The following is a 19,217-nucleotide window of genomic DNA, read 5'->3' as shown; positions in this document are numbered from 1 at the left end:
GTGGCCACACGGGCCGCACGGGAAGGGGAGTCCATGGAGATCGTGCTCACCGGAGGAAGCGGGAAGCTGGGGCGGGTGGTCCTGACGCACCTGCGCGAGGCGGGCCACCGCGTGTGGAGCCTCGATGTGGCGGGGGAGAGGGACCCCGGGTTCATCCGCACCGACCTCACCGACTACGGCCAGGTGGTGGACGCCTTCCTCGGTGTCGACGACCGCCATGCCGGGATCGACGCCGTCGTGCACCTCGGCGCGATTCCGGCACCCGGGCTCGTCCCGGACGCCGCGACGTTCCGCAACAACATGCTGGCCACGTACAACGTGTTCCAGTCGGCGAGGCGGGCGGGCGTGAAGCGGATCGCCTACGCCTCGAGCGAGACCGTGCTCGGCCTGCCCTTCGACACCCCGCCGCCCTACATCCCGGTCGACGAGGAGTACGCGGCCCGGCCCGAGAGCACCTACTCGCTCGTCAAGCACCTCGAGGAGCAGATGGCGATCCAGCTGTGCCGCTGGGACCCGGAGCTGAGCATCAGCGCCTTCAGGTTCTCCAACGTCATGGTGCCCGAGGACTACGCCGCGTTCCCGTCGTTCGACGCCGACCCGCTGCAGCGCAAGTGGAACCTGTGGGGCTACATCGACGCCCGCGACGGCGCGCAGGCCGTCGAGAGGGCCCTCGAGTCTGCCAGGCCGGGCTTCGAGGCGTACATCATCGCCGCGGCGGACACGGTCATGTCGCGCAGCTCCGCCTCGCTGGCCGCCGAGGTCTTCCCCGGCGTCCAGGTGCGGGAGGGCCTGGGCGAGCACGAGACCCTGCTCGGGATCGACAAGGCCCGCAGGCTGCTCGGGTACGACCCGCGCCACTCCTGGCGGGACCACGTCTAGGAGGATCCGACGCCCGGCCGGGCCGCCCCGGCCGGGTCCCGAGACGCCGAGAGGGCCGGCAGCGAATCGCTGCCGGCCCTCTCGGGCTCACTGCCCACAGACGCCCCGTGCGGGGCGTCCTGGAATCAGAGCGGGCGGACCTTGGCGGCCTGGAGGCCCTTGGGGCCCTGCTGGGTCTCGAACTCGACCTTCTGGCCCTCGAGGAGCTCGCGGTAGCCGTTCGATTCGATGGCGCTGAAGTGAACGAACACATCAGCGGAGTTGTCGTCGGGGGCGATGAAGCCGAAGCCCTTTTCGCTGTTGAACCACTTGACGGTGCCGGTTGTCATGACTGCCCTTCGGGGTCGGTGCAGGTCCCGACGGTCGGGACCTGATATGCAGCGGTGTTCGTAAAACCGCTAGCACGCACCGCCCTGGCCATCCGGTGGAGGCAGGAGCCGTACAGGCACAACGTGAAACACAACGACTACAGGTACAACGGTACAGGAGCGCGGCCGCCGGTGCGAGCGCCACGCAGGACCTATTTCTGCGTGGCCTGTTCCTGGCCCGGTCGGTCAGTCGATGCCGAGCTCGACGTCGGGGTTCTCCTCCTCCTCGGAGTCGAGCTCGATCATCCGGCGCGGATCGTGGAGCGGGTCGAGCTCGTCCATGGTCTCCGGATTGTCGCTCGACCCCTCCGGGGCCTGGCTGTCGCGGCCGTCGAGGGGCTCGGTGAGGTCATCGTCCTCGGTGTTGCCGAAGTCGAGGCTGTGGGTCATCATGCGTCCTCTCGCTGTTCCTGCATCAAATCTAGGCCGCTTGCGCCGCTCGCGACAGGGCCTCCGCGGCGGCACTCAGCCGGTCCAGCGGTACTCGTTCTCGGGACGCCCCGGCGCGCCGTACCGGGCCGAGCGCGTGACCTCCTTCGTCTCTGCGAGGTGCTCGAGGTACCTCCGGGCCGTCACCCGTGAGACGCCGACGGCCTCGGTCACCTCCGAGGCGGACACCGGCGCGTCCTTGGCCCGGAGGACGTCGCGGATCGCCTCGAGTGTCCCCGCCGAGAGGCCCTTGGGCAGGGGCCTGGCGACCGGGGTGCGGAGCACGGCGAGCGCCTCGTCCACGGCAGCCTGGGACGCCGGGCCCGCGCCGTCCGCGAGGGCCTCCCGGTAGGCGCGGTAGTGCTCGAGCCGCTCGGCGAACGCGGCGAAGGTGAACGGCTTGATGAGGTACTGCACCACGCCGACCGAGATCGCCCGGCGCACCACCGGGAGCTCGCGCACCGCCGTGATCGCGATGATGTCCACCGGATGGCCCGCCGCCCGCATGCGCCGCCCGACGTCCAGCCCGTGCAGGTCGGGCAGGTTCATGTCCAGCAGGACGAGGTCCACCGGCTCGCCTGCGGCCGCCAGCTCCCCGGCCAGGCGCAGGGCCGACGCGCCGTCGTGCGCCGTCCCGGCGTGGACGAACCCCGGGACCCGGCCCACGTACGCGGCGTGCGCGGCAGCAGCGATGGGCTCGTCCTCGACCACGAGCACCCGGATACCCGGGGCAGCGCCGCCTCGGGGCCTCGGCCCGCTCACGGCGCGGCCTCCTTCCGCGGGATCTCGACCGTGAACACGGCCCCCGCCCCGCCCGTGATGGACAGGGTGCCGCCGAGCCGCTCGACGGACCGCTTCACGAGGGCGAGGCCGAGCCCGCGGCCGTGGCCGGCATGGGGCTTGGTCGAGTACCCGTAGCGCAGGATCTTCTCCGCCTCGCCGCCGGGGACGCCGGGCCCCGAGTCGGCGACCTCGATCACGAGTGAGGTCCCGTGCTCGGCGATCTCGAGCGAGACCCAGCGCGGGGCGTCCGCCGCAGCGGCGGCGTCGATGGCGTTGTCGACGAGGTTGCCGACGATGGTCACGAGGTCGGCCGCCGCGAGCCCCGCCCCGGCCAGGGACGCGGTGGCCTCGGCGTCGAACCGGACCCCCCGCTCGTTCGCCTGGGCCGCCTTGCCCATGATGAGGGCGGCGAGGACGGGCTCGTCGATCGAGACGACGAGCTCGTCGGCCAGCGACTGGCTCAGCCGCAGGTCCTCGGTCGCGAAGGCCAGGGCCCGGTCCGTCTGCCCGAGCTCGAGGAGCGAGACGATGGTGTGCAGCCGGTTGGCGTGCTCGTGGGTCTGGCTCCTGAGCGCGTCGGACAGGGTGCGCATCGTCTCGAGCTCGTTGCCGAGGGCCTCGATCTCCGTCTGGTCCCGCAGCGTCGCCACCGAGCCGAGGACGCGGCTGCGCCGGCCCTCCTGCGACACCGCGGGCTCCTGGTTCACCACGAGGACGCGCTCGTCGGTCACATGGATCTCGTCGCGCGCCGTCCGCCCGCTCGCGAGCAGCTCGCGCAGGCTCTCCGGGACGCCGAGCCGGCTGAGGGCGGGCGGCGCGGAGAGGGAGCGGCGGCGCCCGCGCGGGGCGCGGGGGCCGGCGTCGTCCGCGTCCGGTTCCTCCGGCAGGCCGAGGAGGCGGGAGGCCTGGTCGTTGCGGATCACCACGCGCCCCTTGGCGTCCACGAGGAGGACCCCCTCCCGCACCGAGTGCAGCACCGACTCGTAGTAGGCGAAGAGCTGGCCGAGCTGCTCGGGCCCGTAGCCGCGCGTGACCCGCTTGAGGTACCGCCCCACGCCGAGCGAGCCGAGGGAGCCGAGGGCGAGCACGGCGGCGGCGATCGCCAGGAGCGCGGGCAGCCGGCCGGCGACGGCGACCTCGATGGCGCTCACCGTCACGCCGGCGGCGACCATGCCGATGACCTTCCCGCCGTCCCTGATCGGCACGATGGTGCGCACGGAGGGTCCAAGGGTCCCCTCGACCTCCTCGGTGAACGGGTGCCCGGCGAGCGCCTGGTCGATGCTGCCGATGTACTTGCCGCCGATCTGGGTGGGGTCCGGGTGCGTCCACCGGGTCCGGTCCGGGGCCATGATCGTGATGAAGTCCAGGCCCGCGTCGGCCATCACCTCCATCGCGTACGGCTGGAGGGCGGTGGTGGGGTTGACGGCGGAGGCGCGCCGGGCCGCGTCCACCACGAACGGGCTGTCCGCGAGGGCCGAGGCCACGGCGAGGGTGCGGCGCCCGGCCTGCTCGTGCGTCTGGTCCCGGGCGTCGACGTACATCGCCGTCCCCATGAAGCCCGTGAGCACGATGACGGCGAGCACGAGGGTCCAGAGCATCCGGGCTGCGAGGCTCAGCGGGCGCATCGGCTCCTCTCCTCCTCCCAGTGACCAATATGACCGCAACGGTGAGGTCTGTCACAGCGTCATCCACAGTGGAGTGTGAACCGGCCCACCCGGGCCAGAAGTCAAGGTATCAACGAAGGAGCACTCCGTGGCAATGTCGCCTACGGCACCCGATGCGGCGCCCGCGAAGAAGAAGTCGGTCGACCGCACCCATTGGCTCTACATCGCCGTCGTCATCGCGGTGGTCCTCGGCGTGGCCGTGGGCCTCATGTTCCCGGGCAAGGACGGGTTCGCCGCGAACCTCAAGCCGCTCGGCGACGGGTTCGTGGCCCTGATCAAGATGATGATCTCCCCGGTCATCTTCTGCACGATCGTCCTCGGCATCGGGTCGATCGCGAAGGCCAAGACCGTCGGCAAGGTCGGCGGCCTCGCCCTGCTCTACTTCATGGTCATGAGCACGTTCGCGCTCGGCATCGGCCTCGTCGTGGGCAACCTGGTCCACCCGGGCCAGGGCCTCAACCTCAAGGACGCCACCTACAAGGCGACCGAGTCGGCAGGCACCACGGACTTCCTCCTCGGCATCATCCCCAAGTCCCTGCTCTCCTCGCTCACCGCCGGCGACGTCCTCCAGACCCTCTTCGTGGCCCTCCTCGTGGGCTTCGCGCTCCAGCGCATGGGCAAGACCGGCCGGCTGCTGCTCGACTTCATCGCCCAGGCGCAGGCCCTCGTCTTCCGGATCCTCATCATGATCATGTGGGTCGCGCCCATCGGCGCGTTCGGCGCGATCGCCGCCGTGGTCGGCGCCACCGGCTGGAAGGCAGTCCTCAGCCTCGCGACGCTCATGATCGCGTTCTACATCACCTGCATCCTGTTCATCGTGGTGGTCCTCGGCACGGTCCTCAAGGTCGTCTCCGGCGTGAACATCTTCAAGCTCATGAAGTACCTCGGCCGCGAGTACCTCATCATCGTCTCGACGTCCTCCTCCGAGGCCGCCCTGCCGCGCCTGATCGCCAAGATGGAGCACCTCGGCGTCTCCAAGCCCGTGGTCGGCGTCACCGTGCCCACGGGCTACTCGTTCAACCTCGACGGCACCGCGATCTACCTGACGATGGCCTCCCTGTTCATCGCCACCGCGATGGGCCAGCCGCTCGCCCTCGGCGAGCAGATCGGGCTGCTCATCTTCATGATCATCGCCTCCAAGGGCGCCGCGGGCGTCTCCGGCGCCGGCCTCGCCACCCTCGCCGGCGGCCTCCAGGCCCACGCCCCGCAGCTCGTGGGCGGCGTGTCCTTCATCGTCGGCATCGACCGGTTCATGTCCGAGGCCCGCGCCCTGACCAACTTCACCGGCAACGCGGTGGCCACGGTCCTCATGGGGACCTGGACCAAGGAGATCGACGCCGCCCAGGCGACCGAGGTGCTCTCCGGCCGCCTCCCGTTCGACGAGACCACCATGATCGCCGGGCACGGCCACGGCGAGGGCGGCGAGGCCGAGGTCGGGGCCACGGGGGCCGGAGCCGAGGAGGAGCTCGTCCGCGCCTGACCGGCCGCTGCCGGATGCCGCACACGACGGCGGGCGGCCCGCCTCCACGGGTGGCCCGCCCGCCGTCGTGCTCGCCTCCGGGACCGCGAACCTTGAAGTTCCAGTTGAGGGTGAGGCGCGCCGGGGGCCGATTGTCAAGGTCCGCACAATGCATGTCGCCCGTGTGTAGGCTGGTGAGCCAAGGACGCCGTAGGCATGCGAATCGCCGCCAACGAGATCGAAAGTGTGGATGGACACGTGAGCACAGAACAGAGCGCAGCGACTCTGGACGGCATCTCCGGCTCCCTCGAGGGCACGGAGGGCGCGGTGGAGCTCGGACCCACGGGCCGGCCCCTGCACACGTTCGCGGTCCCCGCGCCCCTGAGCTCGCACGGACCGGCCCGCATCATCGCGATGGTCAACCAGAAGGGCGGGGTCGGCAAGACGACCTCGACCATCAACCTGGCCGCGGCGCTCGCGGAGTACGGCCGGAAGGTCCTGCTCGTCGACTTCGACCCCCAGGGCGCCCTCTCCGCCGGGCTCGGCATCAACCCGCACGAGCTCGACACCACCGTCTACAACGTGATGATGGACCGCCACGTGGACGTCCGCCAGGCCATCCGCAGCACGGAGGAGCCCAACGTGGACCTCCTCCCGGCCAACATCGACCTCTCCGCCGCCGAGGTGCAGCTCGTCACCGAGGTGGCGCGCGAGCAGGTCCTCGCGAGCGCGCTGCGCAAGGTCGAGGACGAGTACGACGTCATCCTCATCGACTGCCAGCCCTCCCTCGGCCTCCTCACCGTCAATGCGCTCACCGCCGCGCACGGCGTGGTCATCCCGCTCATCTGCGAGTTCTTCGCGCTGCGCGCCGTGGCCCTGCTCGTCGAGACGATCGAGAAGGTCCAGGACCGCCTCAACCCGCGCCTCGTCGTGGACGGCGTGCTCGCCACCATGTACGACGCCCGCACGCTGCACAGCCGCGAGGTGCTCGCCCGCCTCGTCGAGGCGTTCGGCGACAAGGTCTTCGAGACCGTCATCAAGAGGACCATCAAGTTCGCCGACGCCACGGTCGCCGCGGAGCCGATCACCCGGTACGCGTCCAACCACCCGGGTGCCGAGGCGTACCGCAGCCTCGCCCGCGAGCTCGTGGCCCGCGGTGGAGCTCCCTGACATCCAGCCGGCCGACTCCGCGCCGGGCGCGGGCGGCTTCGAGGTCCGCCTCGAGAACTTCACCGGCCCGTTCGACCTCCTGCTCGGACTCATCGCCAAGCACCGCCTCGACATCACCGAGGTGGCCCTGGCGACCGTCACCGACGATTTCATCGCCTACACCCGGGCGCTCCAGGCCAGGGGAGAGGACTGGGCGCTCGACGAGGCCAGCGAGTTCCTCGTCATCGCCGCGACCCTCCTCGACCTCAAGGCCGCCAGGCTCCTGCCCCAGGGCACGGTCGAGGACGAGGAGGACGTGGCCCGGCTCGAGGCCCGCGACCTCCTCTTCGCCCGTCTCCTGCAGTACCGCGCCTTCAAGGAGATCGCCGGGATCTTCGCCGCGACGCTCGACGCCGAGGCGCGCCGCTTCCCGCGCTCAGTGACCCTCGAGCCGGCCTTCGCCGCCCTGCTGCCCGAGCTCGTGTGGCGGCACACGCCCGAGCAGTTCGCCGCCCTCGCAGCGAAGGCCTTCGCACCCAAGGAGGCCCCGCCGAGCGAGGTCGGGACCGCGCACCTCCATGCGCCGCCGGTGAGCGTGCGCGAGCAGGCCGAGCTCATCGGCCTGCGGCTGCAGGGCTCAGGGCCCCTGAGCTTCCGCGCGCTGACGGCCGACGCCGAGACACGGCTTGTCGTGGTGGCCCGCTTCCTGGCCCTGCTGGAGCTCTTCCGCGACCGGGCCGTGGCCTTCGAGCAGGCGGCGCCGCTCGCCGAACTGAGCGTGCGGTGGGCCGCGGGGGAGGACTGGAGCGCCGAGCGGGTCAGCGAGGAGTACGGGGATGCCCCGGACAGGGAGGGACAGCATGCAGCAGGCTGATCCGGCGATCCGCGCGGCCCTCGAGGCCGTGCTCATGGTCGTCGACGAGCCGATCAGCGCGGCCGAGCTCGCGGCCACCCTCGAGGTGCCCCAGCAGGAGGCGGAGGGCGCGCTCGAGGAGCTCGCCGCCGAGTACGCGACGCAGGGAAGGGGATTCGAGCTCCGCGCCGTCGCCGGCGGATGGCGGTTCTACTCGCGCCCCGAGTACGCGGACATCGTGTCCCGGTACGTGCTCGAGGGCCAGACCGCCCGCCTGACCCAGGCCGCGCTCGAGACCCTCGCCGTCATCGCCTACCGCCAGCCGGTGGGCCGCTCGCGCGTCGCGGCCATCCGGGGGGTCAACGTCGACTCCGTGGTGAAGACCCTCGTGGCCCGGGGCCTCGTCGAGGAGGCCGGCACCGACCCCGAGTCGGGAGCGATCCTGTACCGGACGACGTCGTACTTCCTGGAAAGGCTCGGGATCGGCTCCGCCGCCGAGCTGCCCAAGCTCTCGCCGCACCTGCCCGGGCTCGACGAGCTGGGCGGGATCGACGCCTCGTTCTGAGGCCCCGGGCGGCCCCGGAGGGCCGATCCGGTATCCTTGACGGGGGCGTTCGCCCACTTTCTACCACCAACGCAGCCCCGGAGGGGCTGCTTCATACTGCAGAGGCATTGGTTATGGCACAGGCGGGACGCCAGGGTTCACCACGCAACGGGGACAACAACCCCCGCAGGAACAGCGCGCGCGGCAGCGCGGCGCGCGGAGGCGCCAAGGGCGCCCCGAAGGGCGGGCAGCGCAAACGCGGCGACCGCCCCACCCCCAAGGGGACGGGCGCTGCGCCTTTCGCGAACGAGCGCTTCGGCAGGAGCCTCGGCCCGGTGGGCAAGGCCGGCCAGGGCGCGGCCCGCAGGCAGCCGGCCGCCCTGCCGGCGCACGAGCCGCGCACCCGGGCCCAGATGGCCGAGGACGGCGTGCGCCTGCAGAAGGTCATGGCCAACGCGGGCGTCGCCTCGCGCCGGGTGTGCGAGGAGCTCATCGCCGAAGGCCGCGTCGAGGTCAACGGGCAGATCGTGACCGAGCTCGGCACCCGGGTGAACCCCGAGACCGACGTCATCCACGTCGACGGGGTCCGCGTCCAGACCGACGAGCACCTCGTCTACATGGCGTTCAACAAGCCCCGCGGCGTGGTCTCCACGATGGATGACCCCGAGGGCCGACCGTGCATCACGGACTACCTGCGCCCCGGCTCGCCGGAGCGCCTCTTCCACGTGGGCCGCCTCGACACGAACACCGAGGGCCTGCTGCTCCTGACGAACGACGGCGAGCTCGCCAACCGCCTCACGCACCCCTCCTACGAGGTGCCCAAGACGTACGTCGTGCAGGTGCGCGGCCCCATGCCCCAGGGCATCGGCGCCCAGCTGCGCCGCGGCGTCGAGCTCGAAGACGGCCTCGCCAAGGTCGACTCGTTCCGGCTCGTGGACTCCACGCCCGGGTTCGTGCTCGTCGAGGTGGTCCTCCACTCCGGCAAGAACCGGATCGTGCGCCGCATGTTCGACGCCGTGGGCTTCCCGGTCCAGCGGCTCGTGCGCGCCAAGATCGGCCCGATCGGGCTCGGCGACCAGAAGCAGGGCACGATCCGCCGGCTCGGCAAGCAGGAGATCGGGCACCTCATGGCCGCCGTCGGCCTGTAGGGGGAGAGCATGTCCGCAACACACCTGCACGGGCCGGTCGTCGTCATCGGCACCGGGCTGCTCGGGACGAGCATCGGCCTCGGGCTCGAGCACCGCGGCGTCCCGGTCTTCCTCGAGGACACCTCGCCCACCAACCAGGCCGTCGCCGTCGACATCGGCGCGGGCCGCCCCGTCGCCGAGCTCGAGGCGGACCGCGGCGCCCAGCCGGAGCTCGTGGTCGTGGCCACGCCTCCCGACGTGGCCGTCGACGTCGCCGCGCACGCCCTTGCGCGCTGGCCGCACGCCACCGTCGTGGACATCGCCAGCGTCAAGGGCGCCATCGTGCGCGGGCTGCGCGCCCGCGGCGCGGACCTGGCCCGCTACGTCGGCACGCACCCGATGGCGGGCCGGGAGAAGTCCGGCCCGGTCGCCGCCCGCGGCGAGCTGTTCACCTCGATGCCCTGGGTGGTCTGCGCGGCGCCCGAGTCCGAGCCCGGCGCGGTCCGCCTCGCCAAGGCCCTCGGCTCCGACCTCGGCGGCATCGTCGTCGAGTTCGACGCCGACGAGCACGACGAGGCGGTCGCCCTCGTGAGCCACCTGCCCCAGGTCATGTCCTCGCTGCTGGCCTCGCGCCTGCAGGGCACGGACCTGCGGCTGCTGGCCCTCGCCGGCAACGGCCTGCGCGACACGACGCGCATCGCGGCGAGCGACCCGGGCCTGTGGGTGCAGATCCTCGGGGCGAATGCGGGCAGGATCGTCGAGCACCTGTACGGTGTGCGCGAGGACGTCGAACGCCTCATCCGTACCCTCGAGGCACCCACAGCCCCGGGGGCCCGGCTCGACCTGGCGCAGCTCATGACCGAGGGCAACGCGGGCCAGGCGCGGATCCCCGGCAAGCACGGGGGGCCGCCGCAGGCGTTCGCGTGGCTCACGGTCCTCGTCGACGACAGGCCCGGGCAGATCGCCCGGCTCCTGACGGAGATCGGCGAGATCGGGGTGAACCTCGAAGACCTCCGCCTCGACCATTCGTCGGGGCGGAACGTGGGCATGGTGGAGATCTCGGTGCTGCCGAGCAAGCACGACGCCCTGGTGGCGGAACTGGAGGAGCGCGGATGGCGGGTACTGCAATGAGCGAGCGGGAGACGGAGCACGGCATGCAGCCCGGGACGGAGCTCCATTCCCTCAGCACGGCACAGGGCACGTCCGTGCGCTACACGCCCGCCCCCGGCGCCGAGCCCCTGCGGCTCGGCCGGCCCCTCGTCGTGGCGATCGACGGCCCGAGCGGCTCGGGGAAGTCGAGCGTCTCGAAGGAGGTCGCCCGGCGGCTGCGGCTGGCCTACCTCGACACCGGCGCCATGTACCGCGCGGTCGCGTGGGACTGCCTCGAGCGCGGACTGGACCTTACGGACGGCGCCCTCGTGGAGGCCGCCGCCCGGGGGCTCGACCTCGAGCTGAGCACGAGCCCCGCCACGGATCGGGTCCTCGTGCGCGGCGCGGACGTGACCGCGGCCATCCGCGAGCCCCGCATCTCCGCCTCGGTGAGCGCCGTTGCGACCAACCTCGGCGTGCGGGACGAGCTCATCCGCCGCCAGCGCGCGATCATCGCGGCCCACGGCCGTCGCATGGTCGTCGAGGGCCGGGACATCACCACCGTGGTGGCGCGCGACGCCGAGGTGCGGCTCCTGCTCACCGCCTCGGAGGAGGCCCGCATGCGCCGCCGCGGAGCCCAGCTCGGCGGCACCCAGAACGCCGAGGAACTCCGCGAGCAGGTCATCGCCCGGGATGCGAAGGACTCCGCGGTGGCCAGCTTCACCCAGGCCGCCGACGGCGTCTACACCGTCGACTCCTCGGACCTCGACTTCGACCAGACCGTCGACGCCGTCCTCGGCGTCGTGCACGCGGCCGTGAGCCGCCCGGCCGGCGCGTGAGCCCGGCCCACTGACACCCTTCAAGGAGACCCCCATGACCGATTCCCTGGACACCGGGACCGCCGGCGCCGCCGGGAACGACGAGTACGTGCCCGAGGGCGCCGATCAAGTCGCCGAGCACCTCGCCGCGATGGACGACGCCGAGGCGGAGCAGCGCGCGGCGACCCTGCGCGCGGGCCTGGACGACTACGACCTGGACGAGGAGGACGCGCGCCTCCTCGCGGGCGGGGGCGAAGACTGGGACGCGGACACGCCGACCCGGATGGACCCCGTCCTCGCGATCATCGGCCGCCCCAACGTGGGCAAGTCGACGCTCGTCAACCGCATCCTCGGCCGCCGCGAGGCCGTCGTCGAGGACGTCCCCGGCGTCACCCGCGACCGCGTCTCCTACCCCGCCGAATGGACCGGCCGGAAGTTCACGCTCGTGGACACCGGCGGCTGGGAGCACGACGCCAAGGGCCTGCACGCGATGGTCGCCGAGCAGGCCGAGGTCGCCGTCAGCATGGCGGACGCCGTCCTGTTCGTCGTCGACGCCACGGTCGGGGCGACGGCCACCGACGAGGCCGTCATGCGCATGCTGCGCAAGTCCAAGAAGCCCGTGCTGCTGGTGGCGAACAAGGTCGACGACTTCGCCCAGGAGGCCGACGCCTCCATGCTGTGGGGCCTCGGGTTCGGCCAGCCGTACCCCGTCTCGGCCCTCCACGGGCGCGGGGTGGCGGACCTGCTCGACGCCGCGCTCGAGGTCCTGCCCGAGTTCTCGGCCATCGCCGGCGTCGAGCGCTCCGGGGGCCCACGGCGCGTCGCCCTCATCGGCCGCCCCAACGTGGGCAAGTCCTCGCTCCTGAACAAGCTCGCCGGCTCCGAGCGCTCCGTCGTGAACGAGCTCGCGGGCACCACCCGGGACCCGGTCGACGAGTACATCGAGCTCGGTGGCCGGACGTGGCGCTTCGTGGACACCGCGGGCATCCGCCGCCGGCAGCACATGGCCCAGGGCGCCGAGTACTACGCGTCGCTGCGGACGCAGGCCGCGCTCGAGAAGGCGGAGGTCGCCGTCGTGCTCCTCGCCTCGGACGAGGTGCTCTCCGAGCAGGACGTGCGCATCCTCTCGCTCGCGATCGAGTCCGGCCGCGCGCTCGTCATCGCGTTCAACAAGTGGGACCTCATGGACGACGAGCGCCGCCGCTGGCTCGAGCGCGAGATCGAGAAGGACCTCGCCCACGTGGAGTGGGCGCCGCGCGTCAACCTCTCCGCGAAGACCGGCTGGCACCGCGACCGCCTCGTGCCCGCGCTCGACAAGGCCCTCGCCGGCTGGGACACCCGCATCCCGACCGGCCGCCTCAACGCGTTCCTCGGCGAGCTCGTCGCCGCGCATCCGCACCCGGTGCGCGGGGGCAAGCAGCCGCGCATCCTCTTCGGCACCCAGGCCCAGAGCCGGCCGCCGAAGTTCGTCCTGTTCACCACCGGGTTCCTCGACCCCGGCTACCGCCGCTTCATCACCCGCCGGCTCCGCGAGACGTTCGGCTTCGAGGGCACACCCATCGAGATCAGCATGCGCGTCCGCGAGCGCCGCTCGAAGAAGAAGTAGCCCCGCACGACGCCGGCGGGCCGCCCCTCGCGGGCGGCCCGCCGGCGTCGTCCTCGGGAAGAGCTACAGTGGAAGGAGCCGGTAGGACGTCCCCGCGCAGCGGTCGACGCACCTCACGCGCCTTGTTCCCCTGAGATCTGGGAGGTTCTCCCGCACGCTCGCCTCGGTCCGTCCTGCCGCAGAACAGGAGGATGAGTGACCGAAGCAGCGGATTTCAGCGGACCAGAGGCGGAGTCGCCGGCGGCGACGATCGAGCGCAGCCGGCTTGGCGGCACCGAGAGGCGCCGCACCGGCGGAGGCGAGGGCAGACCCCCCGTCTCGAGCACCGAACTGCGCCGGGGCCCCGCAGACTTTGCGGACGGCCATGGCCCGCGGGTCCGCTGGAGGGTCCTCGTCGTCGCGTCGGCGGTCATCCTCGCCTTCTCCCTGTGGGCCATCCTCGCCCCCGGCCAGGCCGCCGGCACCATGCACACGGCGGTGGGGTGGGTCTCCGTGAACGTCGGCTGGTTCTACGTGCTCACCGTGACGGTCGTCATCGTCTTCGTCCTCTGGGTCGCCCTGTCCAAGGAAGGCGGCGTCCGGCTGGGCCCCGACCATTCCCGTCCCCAGTACGGCCTGTTCACGTGGGTTGCCATGCTCTTCGCGGCCGGGGTCGGCATCGACATGCTCTTCTACTCGGTCACCGGGCCGATCACCCAGTACATGGCCCCGCCCTCGGGCGCCGGCCAGACTCCGGAGGCCGCCCGGGACGCGGTGGTCTGGACGATGTTCCACTACGGGATCGCCGGGTGGGCCATGTACGCCCTGCTCGGCATGGCCATGGGCTACTTCGCGTACCGGTGGGGGATGCCCCTGTCGATCCGGGCCGCCCTCTACCCCCTCCTGGGCAGACGCGTCCAAGGAGCCATTGGGGACGCCATCGACGTCTTCGCGCTCGTCGGGACCGTGTTCGGAGTCGCCACGTCGATGGGCATCGGCGTGGTGCTCCTCAACGTCGGGTTCTCCGTGCTGTTCGGGCTCGAGCAGGGCCTCGGTCTCCAGATCGCGCTCGTGGTCGTGGCGGTCGTCATGACCATCGCTGCCTGCACCTCCGGGGTGGACAAGGGCATCCGCCTCGTCTCCGAGCTGAACCTCTGGAGCGCGGCAGCGATGGTGCTCTACATCCTCGTCACGGGGAAGACCTCGTTCATCCTCAACGGCACCGTGGAGAACATCGGCCGGTTCGTCGCCACCCTTCCCGAGCGCATGCTCCAGACCTTCGCCTACCAGGACGGCGGCTCGGAATGGATGGGATCGTGGACCTTGTTCTTCTGGGCGTTCTGGCTCGCCTGGGGGCCGTTCGTCGGGCTGTTCCTGGCCCGCATCTCGCGCGGGCGCACCCTGCGGGAGTTCGTCATCGCGGCTGTCACCGCCCCGGTGCTGTGCGACGTCATCATCGTCGCGATCTTCGGCAACAGCGCACTCTCGGAGGTGCTGGGCGGAAATCTCGACTTCGCCGACCTGGCGATGGAGAGCCCGGAGCGGGGCTGGTACGCGCTGCTGGAGATGTTCCCGGGAGCCCCGTTCCTCATCGGACTGGCGACTCTCTCCGGCCTCCTGTTCTACCTCACGAGCGCCAACTCCGGGGCCATGGTGATGTCCAACTTCTCCTCGTCCATCCCCGACCCGGGCCAGGACGGGGCCAGGTGGCTGCGCATCTTCTGGGCCGTGCTGACGGCGGTGCTGACCGTGGCGATGCTCGTGGCGGGCGGCGTGGCGACGATGGAGTACGCAACGCTCGTCTTCGCGCTGCCGGTGACGGTCATCGCCTACCTCGTGATGGCCTCCTTCTCCAAGGCGCTGCGGATGGAACGCGCCGAGCGCGAGGGGCAGGTGCTCCGAGGCAGGACGACGGCCGCCCGCGGCGGCGCCGTCCCTCAACGGAGCTGGCGCCAGCGCATCGCAGGGCTGCGCTCCTACCCCTCGGCCAGGGCCGTGGCCCAGTTCATGGAGAAGACCGTCCGGCCCGCCCTGACGGACGTGTCCGCAGAGTTCGCCGCGCAGGGCTACGACGCGAGCCTGGGGACCTTCCCCGACGAGCGGACAGGGATCCTCCGCCACACGCTCGCCGTCGCCATCGACCATGAGCGGGACTTCCACTACGAGGTCGCGGCCGTCGAGGCGCCCGTGCCGATGTTCGGAGGCCGTGTGAACCCGGAGGAGGAGTCGTACTACCGGCTGGAGGTGTTCACCCAGACCGGCTCCGAAGGGTACGACCTCATGGGCCTGAGCCGGCAGCAGGTGATCGACGACGTCCTCGACCGCTACGAGGCGCACCTGGCGTTCCTCGCCTACTCTGCCGAGCACTCGGCCGCCTCGATGCTCACGCCGCCGGCGGCGCTCACCACGGGGCAGCTCCCCGCCCTGCCTGAGGGCGCCGGAAGCCCCAGAACCTGACGGCCGCCTACAGCGCCCCGGGGCCGCCGCGAGGGAGGCTCGCCGACCCCTTCCCGATTCGCGCCGAGCGCCCCGGTCGGATATGCTGGAGCGGTTGCTTCGCCGGGCGTGAGAGCGTCGGGCGCGGGCGATGTTCGGGCTGTAGCGCAGCTTGGTAGCGCACTTGACTGGGGGTCAAGGGGTCGCAGGTTCAAATCCTGTCAGCCCGACCAGGAGGGATCCGATCCGCGGACGCGGGTCGGGTCCCTTTCTCGTTCCCTCCCGAGGAATACGCATGCACATGCATGCAGTTGACGCCCCTGTGAAGGCCTTCGGATTCCTCTCGTTCGGACACTACGCCCCCGCGCGGGGCTCGCAGACGGGCAGCGCGGCGGACATGATCCGCCAGGCCGTCGACCTCGGCGTCGGGGCAGACGAGCTCGGAGTGAACGGCGCCTACTTCCGCGTCCACCACTTCGCGCCGCAGCAGGCCGCCCCCGTGCCGCTCCTCAGCGCGATCGCAGCGAGGACGGCGCGCATCGAGGTCGGCACCGGTGTGATCGACATGCGCTACGAGAACCCGCTCTACCTCGCCGAGGAGCTCGCGGCCCTCGACATCATCAGTGCCGGCCGGATCGCGATCGGCGTCAGCCGCGGCTCGCCCGAGCCGGCCCTGCGCGGGTACGAGGCCTTCGGCTACACGAGGGCCGAGGACCCCCGCGGCGCAGACCTCGCCCGCGCCCACTTCGAGACGTTCCTCAAGGCCATCGACGGCGAGGGCATTGCGCCCGCAGACCCGCGCCAGGCACCGGCCGGGACCCTCCTTCCGATTGAGCCCCACTCTCCGGGCCTGCGCGAACGGATCTGGTGGGGGAGCGGCACCCGCGCGACGGCCGAGTGGACCGGAAGGCTCGGCCTGAACCTCATGAGCTCCACCCTGCTGACCGAGGCCACCGGGGTGCCGTTCCACGAGCTCCAGCGGGACCAGATCGATGCCTATCGGGCCGCCTACAGGGACGCCGGGCACACACGGCCCCCGCGCGTCTCCGTCAGCCGCAGCATCTTCCCGATCGTCAACTCCAAGGACGCGATGTACTTCGGCCGGCGCACGGACTCGGACCAGATCGGCATCATCGACGGCTTCCAGTCCACCTTCGGCAAGACCTACGCGGCCGAGCCCGAGGACCTCGTCGAGCAGCTGCGGGCCGACTCGGCCGTCATGGCCGCCGACACCGTGATGCTGACCATCCCGAACCAGCTCGGGGTCGACTACAACCTGCACATCCTGGAATCGTTCGCCCGGTTCGTCGCCCCGGACCTCGGCTGGAAGCCCAACACGGATGGCCCCGTCGAGGGCGATCCGGTCGCCTGACCGCGCCGATGCCGCACCGCTGGCCGTCCGGGCGCGCTCCGGCTAGCGTGTGCGGCATGGCAGACATCCTCCTGTTCCACCACGCACTCGGCCTCACGCCCGGTGTGGCGTCCCTCGCGGAGACCCTGATCCGCAATGGGCACACCGTGACGACGCCGGACCTGTTCGAGGGCAAGACCTTCGCAACCATCGACGAGGGGGTGGAGCACGCCCGCGGGATCGGCTTCGGCGAGATCGTGGCCCGCGGGGAGCGTGCCGCGTCGGCCCTGCCGGCGAACCTCGTCTACATGGGCCTCTCCCTCGGCGTGCTGCCGGCCCAGAAGCTCGCCCAGACGCGCCCCGGAGCGCGCGGCGCGGTCTTCTTCTATTCGTGTGTGCCGGCCGAGGAGTTCGGCGGTCCGTGGCCGGCCGGCGTCCCCCTCCAGGTCCACGGGGCAGGACAGGATCCGATCTTCATGGAGGAGGGCGACGTCGACGCGGCCCGCGCGATCGTCGCCGGGGCACAGGACGCAGAGCTCTTCCTCTACCCGTCCTCTGCCCACTACTTCGCCGACTCGAGCCAGACGGGCTTCGACGCGGCTTCGGCATCGCTGGCGGTGGACCGCGTCCTCGCCTTCCTCGACCGCATCTGAGCCGGCCGCGCGCCTCCTGCCTACTTGAGGAACTTGGAGGTGCGGCGGTCCGCGAGCGGCTTCCCGCCGGTCTGGCACGTGGGGCAGTACTGGAGCGCGCTGTCCGCGAAGGAGACCTCCAGGATCGTGTCCCCGCACACCGGACACGGCTCGCCCGCCCGCCGGTGCACGCGCATGATCCGGCGCTTCTCGTCCTTGAGCTCCTCCGGGGGATGGCCCCGGTCCTCCTCGACGGCCTCCGTGAGGACCCGCCGCATCTGTTCGTAGAGCCGGGCGGTGGAGGCATCGTCGAGCGTCGAGGCGATCGCGAACGGAGAGATCTTCGCCGCATGCAGGATCTCGTCGCTGTAGGCGTTGCCGATCCCGGCGATGGTCTTCTGGTCGCGGAGCAGGCCCTTGACCTGCTTGCGGTGGTTCAGGAGCTTCCGGAAGGCCTCGAGCGTGAAGTCCTCCGCGAGCGGCTCGGGACCGAGGTCCGCGATGGCGGGCACGTCCTCGAGGCGGCGCACGATGTGCACGGAGAGCCGCTTCCAGGTCCCTGCCTCCGTCAGGTCGATTCCGGTCTCCTCGCCGTCCCGCACGAACCCGAAGCGCGCCGCGACGTAGCCCTTGCCCCGGGGCGGGGCGGCCTCGGGGAGGCGGTCCGTGACCCGCACCCACCCGCCCAAGGCGAGATGGACGACGACGGCGAGCGGGCCGGCGTCGTCCGCCCCGCCGCCGCGGGACGCGCCATCGCCGGCGGAGGGCGGCATGGTGACCATGACGAGGAACTTGCCGCGGCGGCCCACGGAGTCGACACGCCGTCCCACGAGGGCGGTGTACGGCGGATCCGCGGTCTTGAGCGCGTTGATGGCCCCGATCCGGACCTGGTCTACGACAGCCCCGGCAAGGCGCAGGTCGAGGTACTCGGCCAGCGCCGTGACCTCGGGCAGCTCCGGCATGGGACCCCTCCTGACCCTCGATGGACTGCTCGTGCTCCATCGTGGCAGGAAACGGCGCCCGGCGCAGCGGGCCGTGGCGAATCCGCCGCCGGTCCTTGTGCCTATACTTTCAGCGACACCGCACCCAGAGGCGACCCGGGCACGCCCGCAGGCCTCGACGTCGACGAAAGGCGAGCCCCATGAGCAACGTCCCCGCCGAGCTGTCCTACACGGCAGAGCACGAGTGGGTCTCGGCCGAGCCGGGCGACGGCGTGGTGCGCATCGGCATCACCGACTTCGCGCAGGATGCCCTCGGCGACGTGGTCTACGTCCAGATGCCCGAGGTCGGCACCGAGGTGAGCGCCAACGGCGTCGTCGGCGAGGTCGAGTCGACCAAGAGCGTCAGCGACATCTACGCCCCGGTGGGCGGGACCGTCGTCGCGAGGAACGAGGCCCTGGACACCGATCCGGCGCTCGTGAACTCCGATCCCTACGGCGAGGGCTGGCTGTTCGAGGTCCGGCTCGCGGACGACGCGCAGACGGACAGCCTCCTCAGTGCCGCCGAGTACGAGCAGCAGGTAGGGTAGAAGTCTGATTCCGGGACTGTTCAGGAGGAACTGATGGTGAGCCACGAGCGCCGGGACGTCGGCGCCGACGAGGTGACGCAGCGTCAGGAATCGGCGTCGGAGACGACGTCGATCCACATGCCGCCGATCCATGCCGACACGACGATCGCACCCGCGCTGAGCGCCGAGGAGGCCAAGGCGGTCGCCGCGCTGCCCTATGGCTCGGCGCTGCTCATCGCGCATGCCGGACCCAACGCGGGCGCACGGTTCCTGCTCGACTCGGACGTCACGACGGCGGGCCGGCACCCGAACGCCGACATCTTCCTCGACGATGTGACCGTCTCCCGCCGTCATGCGCAGTTCCGGCGTGTGGGCCGGGGCTTCGAGGTTGTCGACGCGGGCAGCCTCAACGGCACCTACGTCAACCACGACCGGGTCGACCAGGTGGCCCTGCGCAACGGTTCGGAGGTGCAGATCGGCAAGTTCCGGCTCACCTTCTACCTCAGCCCCGCACAGAGCCCGGTGCGGCCTACCGCCTGAGGGG

19 protein-coding genes and 1 tRNA gene are annotated in these 19,217 nt (G+C 71.5%); 15 read left to right on the top strand and 5 right to left on the bottom strand.

The genetic code is table 11. The annotated features are described in order from the left end of the window. Positions 1–33: 33 nt before the first annotated feature. Positions 34–879 carry an NAD-dependent epimerase/dehydratase family protein gene (locus ACYVKZ_RS11855; RefSeq protein ID WP_460992428.1) on the top strand — a complete coding sequence of 282 codons (846 nt, stop codon included), beginning with the start codon at positions 34–36 and terminating at the stop codon, positions 877–879. Between the two features lie 125 nt (positions 880–1,004). On the opposite strand, the gene ACYVKZ_RS11850 is transcribed toward ACYVKZ_RS11855, so the two are convergent. The 4 genes from ACYVKZ_RS11850 to ACYVKZ_RS11835 form a co-directional block, all read right to left on the bottom strand. Further along, positions 1,005–1,208, bottom strand: coding sequence for a cold-shock protein (locus tag ACYVKZ_RS11850; protein WP_066497363.1), 204 nt, complete (start codon positions 1,206–1,208; stop codon positions 1,005–1,007). 225 nt (positions 1,209–1,433) lie between these two features. Continuing rightward, entirely contained in the window at positions 1,434–1,640 is a 207-nt protein-coding gene (locus tag ACYVKZ_RS11845; RefSeq protein ID WP_460992427.1) for a hypothetical protein, read from the bottom strand. Between the two features lie 72 nt (positions 1,641–1,712). After that, complete coding sequence (locus ACYVKZ_RS11840; RefSeq protein ID WP_460992426.1) at positions 1,713–2,438, bottom strand: response regulator; 726 nt, start codon at positions 2,436–2,438, stop codon at positions 1,713–1,715. Continuing rightward, entirely contained in the window at positions 2,435–4,084 is a 1,650-nt protein-coding gene (locus tag ACYVKZ_RS11835) for a sensor histidine kinase (RefSeq protein WP_460992425.1), read from the bottom strand. The genes ACYVKZ_RS11840 and ACYVKZ_RS11835 overlap by 4 nt, the downstream gene beginning before the upstream one ends. A gap of 133 nt (positions 4,085–4,217) precedes the next feature. Between ACYVKZ_RS11835 and ACYVKZ_RS11830 the strand changes: the two genes are divergently transcribed. From ACYVKZ_RS11830 to ACYVKZ_RS11775, 12 genes are all read left to right on the top strand, one after another. After that, a complete protein-coding gene (locus tag ACYVKZ_RS11830; protein WP_460992469.1) occupies positions 4,218–5,603 on the top strand; it encodes a cation:dicarboxylate symporter family transporter in 1,386 nt (461 codons plus the stop codon). A gap of 237 nt (positions 5,604–5,840) precedes the next feature. After that, on the top strand, positions 5,841–6,752 hold the full coding sequence (locus tag ACYVKZ_RS11825; protein ID WP_460992424.1) for a ParA family protein: 912 nt from the start codon (positions 5,841–5,843) through the stop codon (positions 6,750–6,752). After that, a complete protein-coding gene (locus ACYVKZ_RS11820; protein WP_460992423.1) occupies positions 6,739–7,605 on the top strand; it encodes a segregation and condensation protein A in 867 nt (288 codons plus the stop codon). Before ACYVKZ_RS11825 ends, ACYVKZ_RS11820 begins: the two co-directional genes overlap by 14 nt. Then, positions 7,592–8,149, top strand: a complete 558-nt coding sequence (scpB, locus tag ACYVKZ_RS11815; RefSeq protein WP_460992422.1) for an SMC-Scp complex subunit ScpB — start codon at positions 7,592–7,594, stop codon at positions 8,147–8,149. The genes ACYVKZ_RS11820 and scpB overlap by 14 nt, the downstream gene beginning before the upstream one ends. Before the next feature lie 113 nt (positions 8,150–8,262). After that, the gene (locus ACYVKZ_RS11810) at positions 8,263–9,276 is read left to right on the top strand and encodes a pseudouridine synthase (protein ID WP_460992421.1); all 1,014 of its coding nucleotides are present in this window, start codon (positions 8,263–8,265) and stop codon (positions 9,274–9,276) included. 9 nt (positions 9,277–9,285) lie between these two features. Next, positions 9,286–10,386, top strand: coding sequence for a prephenate dehydrogenase (locus ACYVKZ_RS11805; RefSeq protein WP_460992420.1), 1,101 nt, complete (start codon positions 9,286–9,288; stop codon positions 10,384–10,386). Next, the gene (cmk, locus tag ACYVKZ_RS11800; RefSeq protein WP_460992419.1) at positions 10,368–11,183 is read left to right on the top strand and encodes a (d)CMP kinase; all 816 of its coding nucleotides are present in this window, start codon (positions 10,368–10,370) and stop codon (positions 11,181–11,183) included. Before ACYVKZ_RS11805 ends, cmk begins: the two co-directional genes overlap by 19 nt. A 34-nt stretch (positions 11,184–11,217) precedes the next feature. After that, positions 11,218–12,768, top strand: a complete 1,551-nt coding sequence (gene der, locus ACYVKZ_RS11795; RefSeq protein ID WP_460992418.1) for a ribosome biogenesis GTPase Der — start codon at positions 11,218–11,220, stop codon at positions 12,766–12,768. Between the two features lie 195 nt (positions 12,769–12,963). Then, positions 12,964–15,204 (top strand): choline BCCT transporter BetT, encoded by a 2,241-nt coding sequence (betT, locus tag ACYVKZ_RS11790; RefSeq protein WP_460992417.1) that lies wholly within the window; start codon positions 12,964–12,966, stop codon positions 15,202–15,204. A gap of 135 nt (positions 15,205–15,339) precedes the next feature. Next, positions 15,340–15,416: transfer RNA gene (locus ACYVKZ_RS11785), tRNA-Pro, on the top strand. 89 nt (positions 15,417–15,505) lie between these two features. Further along, entirely contained in the window at positions 15,506–16,555 is a 1,050-nt protein-coding gene (locus ACYVKZ_RS11780) for an LLM class flavin-dependent oxidoreductase (protein ID WP_460992468.1), read from the top strand. Between the two features lie 56 nt (positions 16,556–16,611). After that, complete coding sequence (locus tag ACYVKZ_RS11775) at positions 16,612–17,187, top strand: dienelactone hydrolase family protein (RefSeq protein WP_460992416.1); 576 nt, start codon at positions 16,612–16,614, stop codon at positions 17,185–17,187. Between the two features lie 20 nt (positions 17,188–17,207). On the opposite strand, the gene ACYVKZ_RS11770 is transcribed toward ACYVKZ_RS11775, so the two are convergent. Further along, the gene (locus ACYVKZ_RS11770; protein WP_460992415.1) at positions 17,208–18,128 is read right to left on the bottom strand and encodes an Fpg/Nei family DNA glycosylase; all 921 of its coding nucleotides are present in this window, start codon (positions 18,126–18,128) and stop codon (positions 17,208–17,210) included. 179 nt (positions 18,129–18,307) lie between these two features. On the opposite strand from ACYVKZ_RS11770, the gene gcvH reads away from it, so the two are divergent. Then, positions 18,308–18,694 (top strand): glycine cleavage system protein GcvH, encoded by a 387-nt coding sequence (gene gcvH / locus ACYVKZ_RS11765; RefSeq protein ID WP_307008337.1) that lies wholly within the window; start codon positions 18,308–18,310, stop codon positions 18,692–18,694. A 33-nt stretch (positions 18,695–18,727) separates the two neighbouring features. Further along, positions 18,728–19,213: an FHA domain-containing protein gene (locus ACYVKZ_RS11760; protein ID WP_307115022.1), complete on the top strand. Its 486-nt coding sequence runs from the start codon at positions 18,728–18,730 to the stop codon at positions 19,211–19,213. The last annotated feature ends 4 nt before the right edge of the window (positions 19,214–19,217 follow it).

This window comes from Sinomonas soli, from assembly GCF_054782415.1.
The sequence above is the reverse complement of the archived record's forward strand: the minus strand, read 5'-3'. Positions and strand labels throughout refer to the sequence as shown.

Excerpts from the sequence above, each read along its gene's own strand:
- ACYVKZ_RS11830 (WP_460992469.1), top strand. The coding sequence starts at position 4,218 with ATGTCGCCTACGGCACCCGATGCGGCGCCCGCGAAGAAGAAGTCGGTC.
- ACYVKZ_RS11760 (WP_307115022.1), top strand. The coding sequence starts at position 18,728 with ATGGTGAGCCACGAGCGCCGGGACGTCGGCGCCGACGAGGTGACGCAG.
- ACYVKZ_RS11770 (WP_460992415.1), bottom strand. The coding sequence starts at position 18,128 with ATGCCGGAGCTGCCCGAGGTCACGGCGCTGGCCGAGTACCTCGACCTG.
- gcvH (WP_307008337.1), top strand. The coding sequence starts at position 18,308 with ATGAGCAACGTCCCCGCCGAGCTGTCCTACACGGCAGAGCACGAGTGG.
- ACYVKZ_RS11855 (WP_460992428.1), top strand. The coding sequence starts at position 34 with ATGGAGATCGTGCTCACCGGAGGAAGCGGGAAGCTGGGGCGGGTGGTC.
- ACYVKZ_RS11835 (WP_460992425.1), bottom strand. The coding sequence starts at position 4,084 with ATGCGCCCGCTGAGCCTCGCAGCCCGGATGCTCTGGACCCTCGTGCTC.
- ACYVKZ_RS11805 (WP_460992420.1), top strand. The coding sequence starts at position 9,286 with ATGTCCGCAACACACCTGCACGGGCCGGTCGTCGTCATCGGCACCGGG.
- der (WP_460992418.1), top strand. The coding sequence starts at position 11,218 with ATGACCGATTCCCTGGACACCGGGACCGCCGGCGCCGCCGGGAACGAC.
- scpB (WP_460992422.1), top strand. The coding sequence starts at position 7,592 with ATGCAGCAGGCTGATCCGGCGATCCGCGCGGCCCTCGAGGCCGTGCTC.
- ACYVKZ_RS11775 (WP_460992416.1), top strand. The coding sequence starts at position 16,612 with ATGGCAGACATCCTCCTGTTCCACCACGCACTCGGCCTCACGCCCGGT.
- ACYVKZ_RS11850 (WP_066497363.1), bottom strand. The coding sequence starts at position 1,208 with ATGACAACCGGCACCGTCAAGTGGTTCAACAGCGAAAAGGGCTTCGGC.
- cmk (WP_460992419.1), top strand. The coding sequence starts at position 10,368 with ATGGCGGGTACTGCAATGAGCGAGCGGGAGACGGAGCACGGCATGCAG.
- ACYVKZ_RS11810 (WP_460992421.1), top strand. The coding sequence starts at position 8,263 with ATGGCACAGGCGGGACGCCAGGGTTCACCACGCAACGGGGACAACAAC.
- ACYVKZ_RS11845 (WP_460992427.1), bottom strand. The coding sequence starts at position 1,640 with ATGATGACCCACAGCCTCGACTTCGGCAACACCGAGGACGATGACCTC.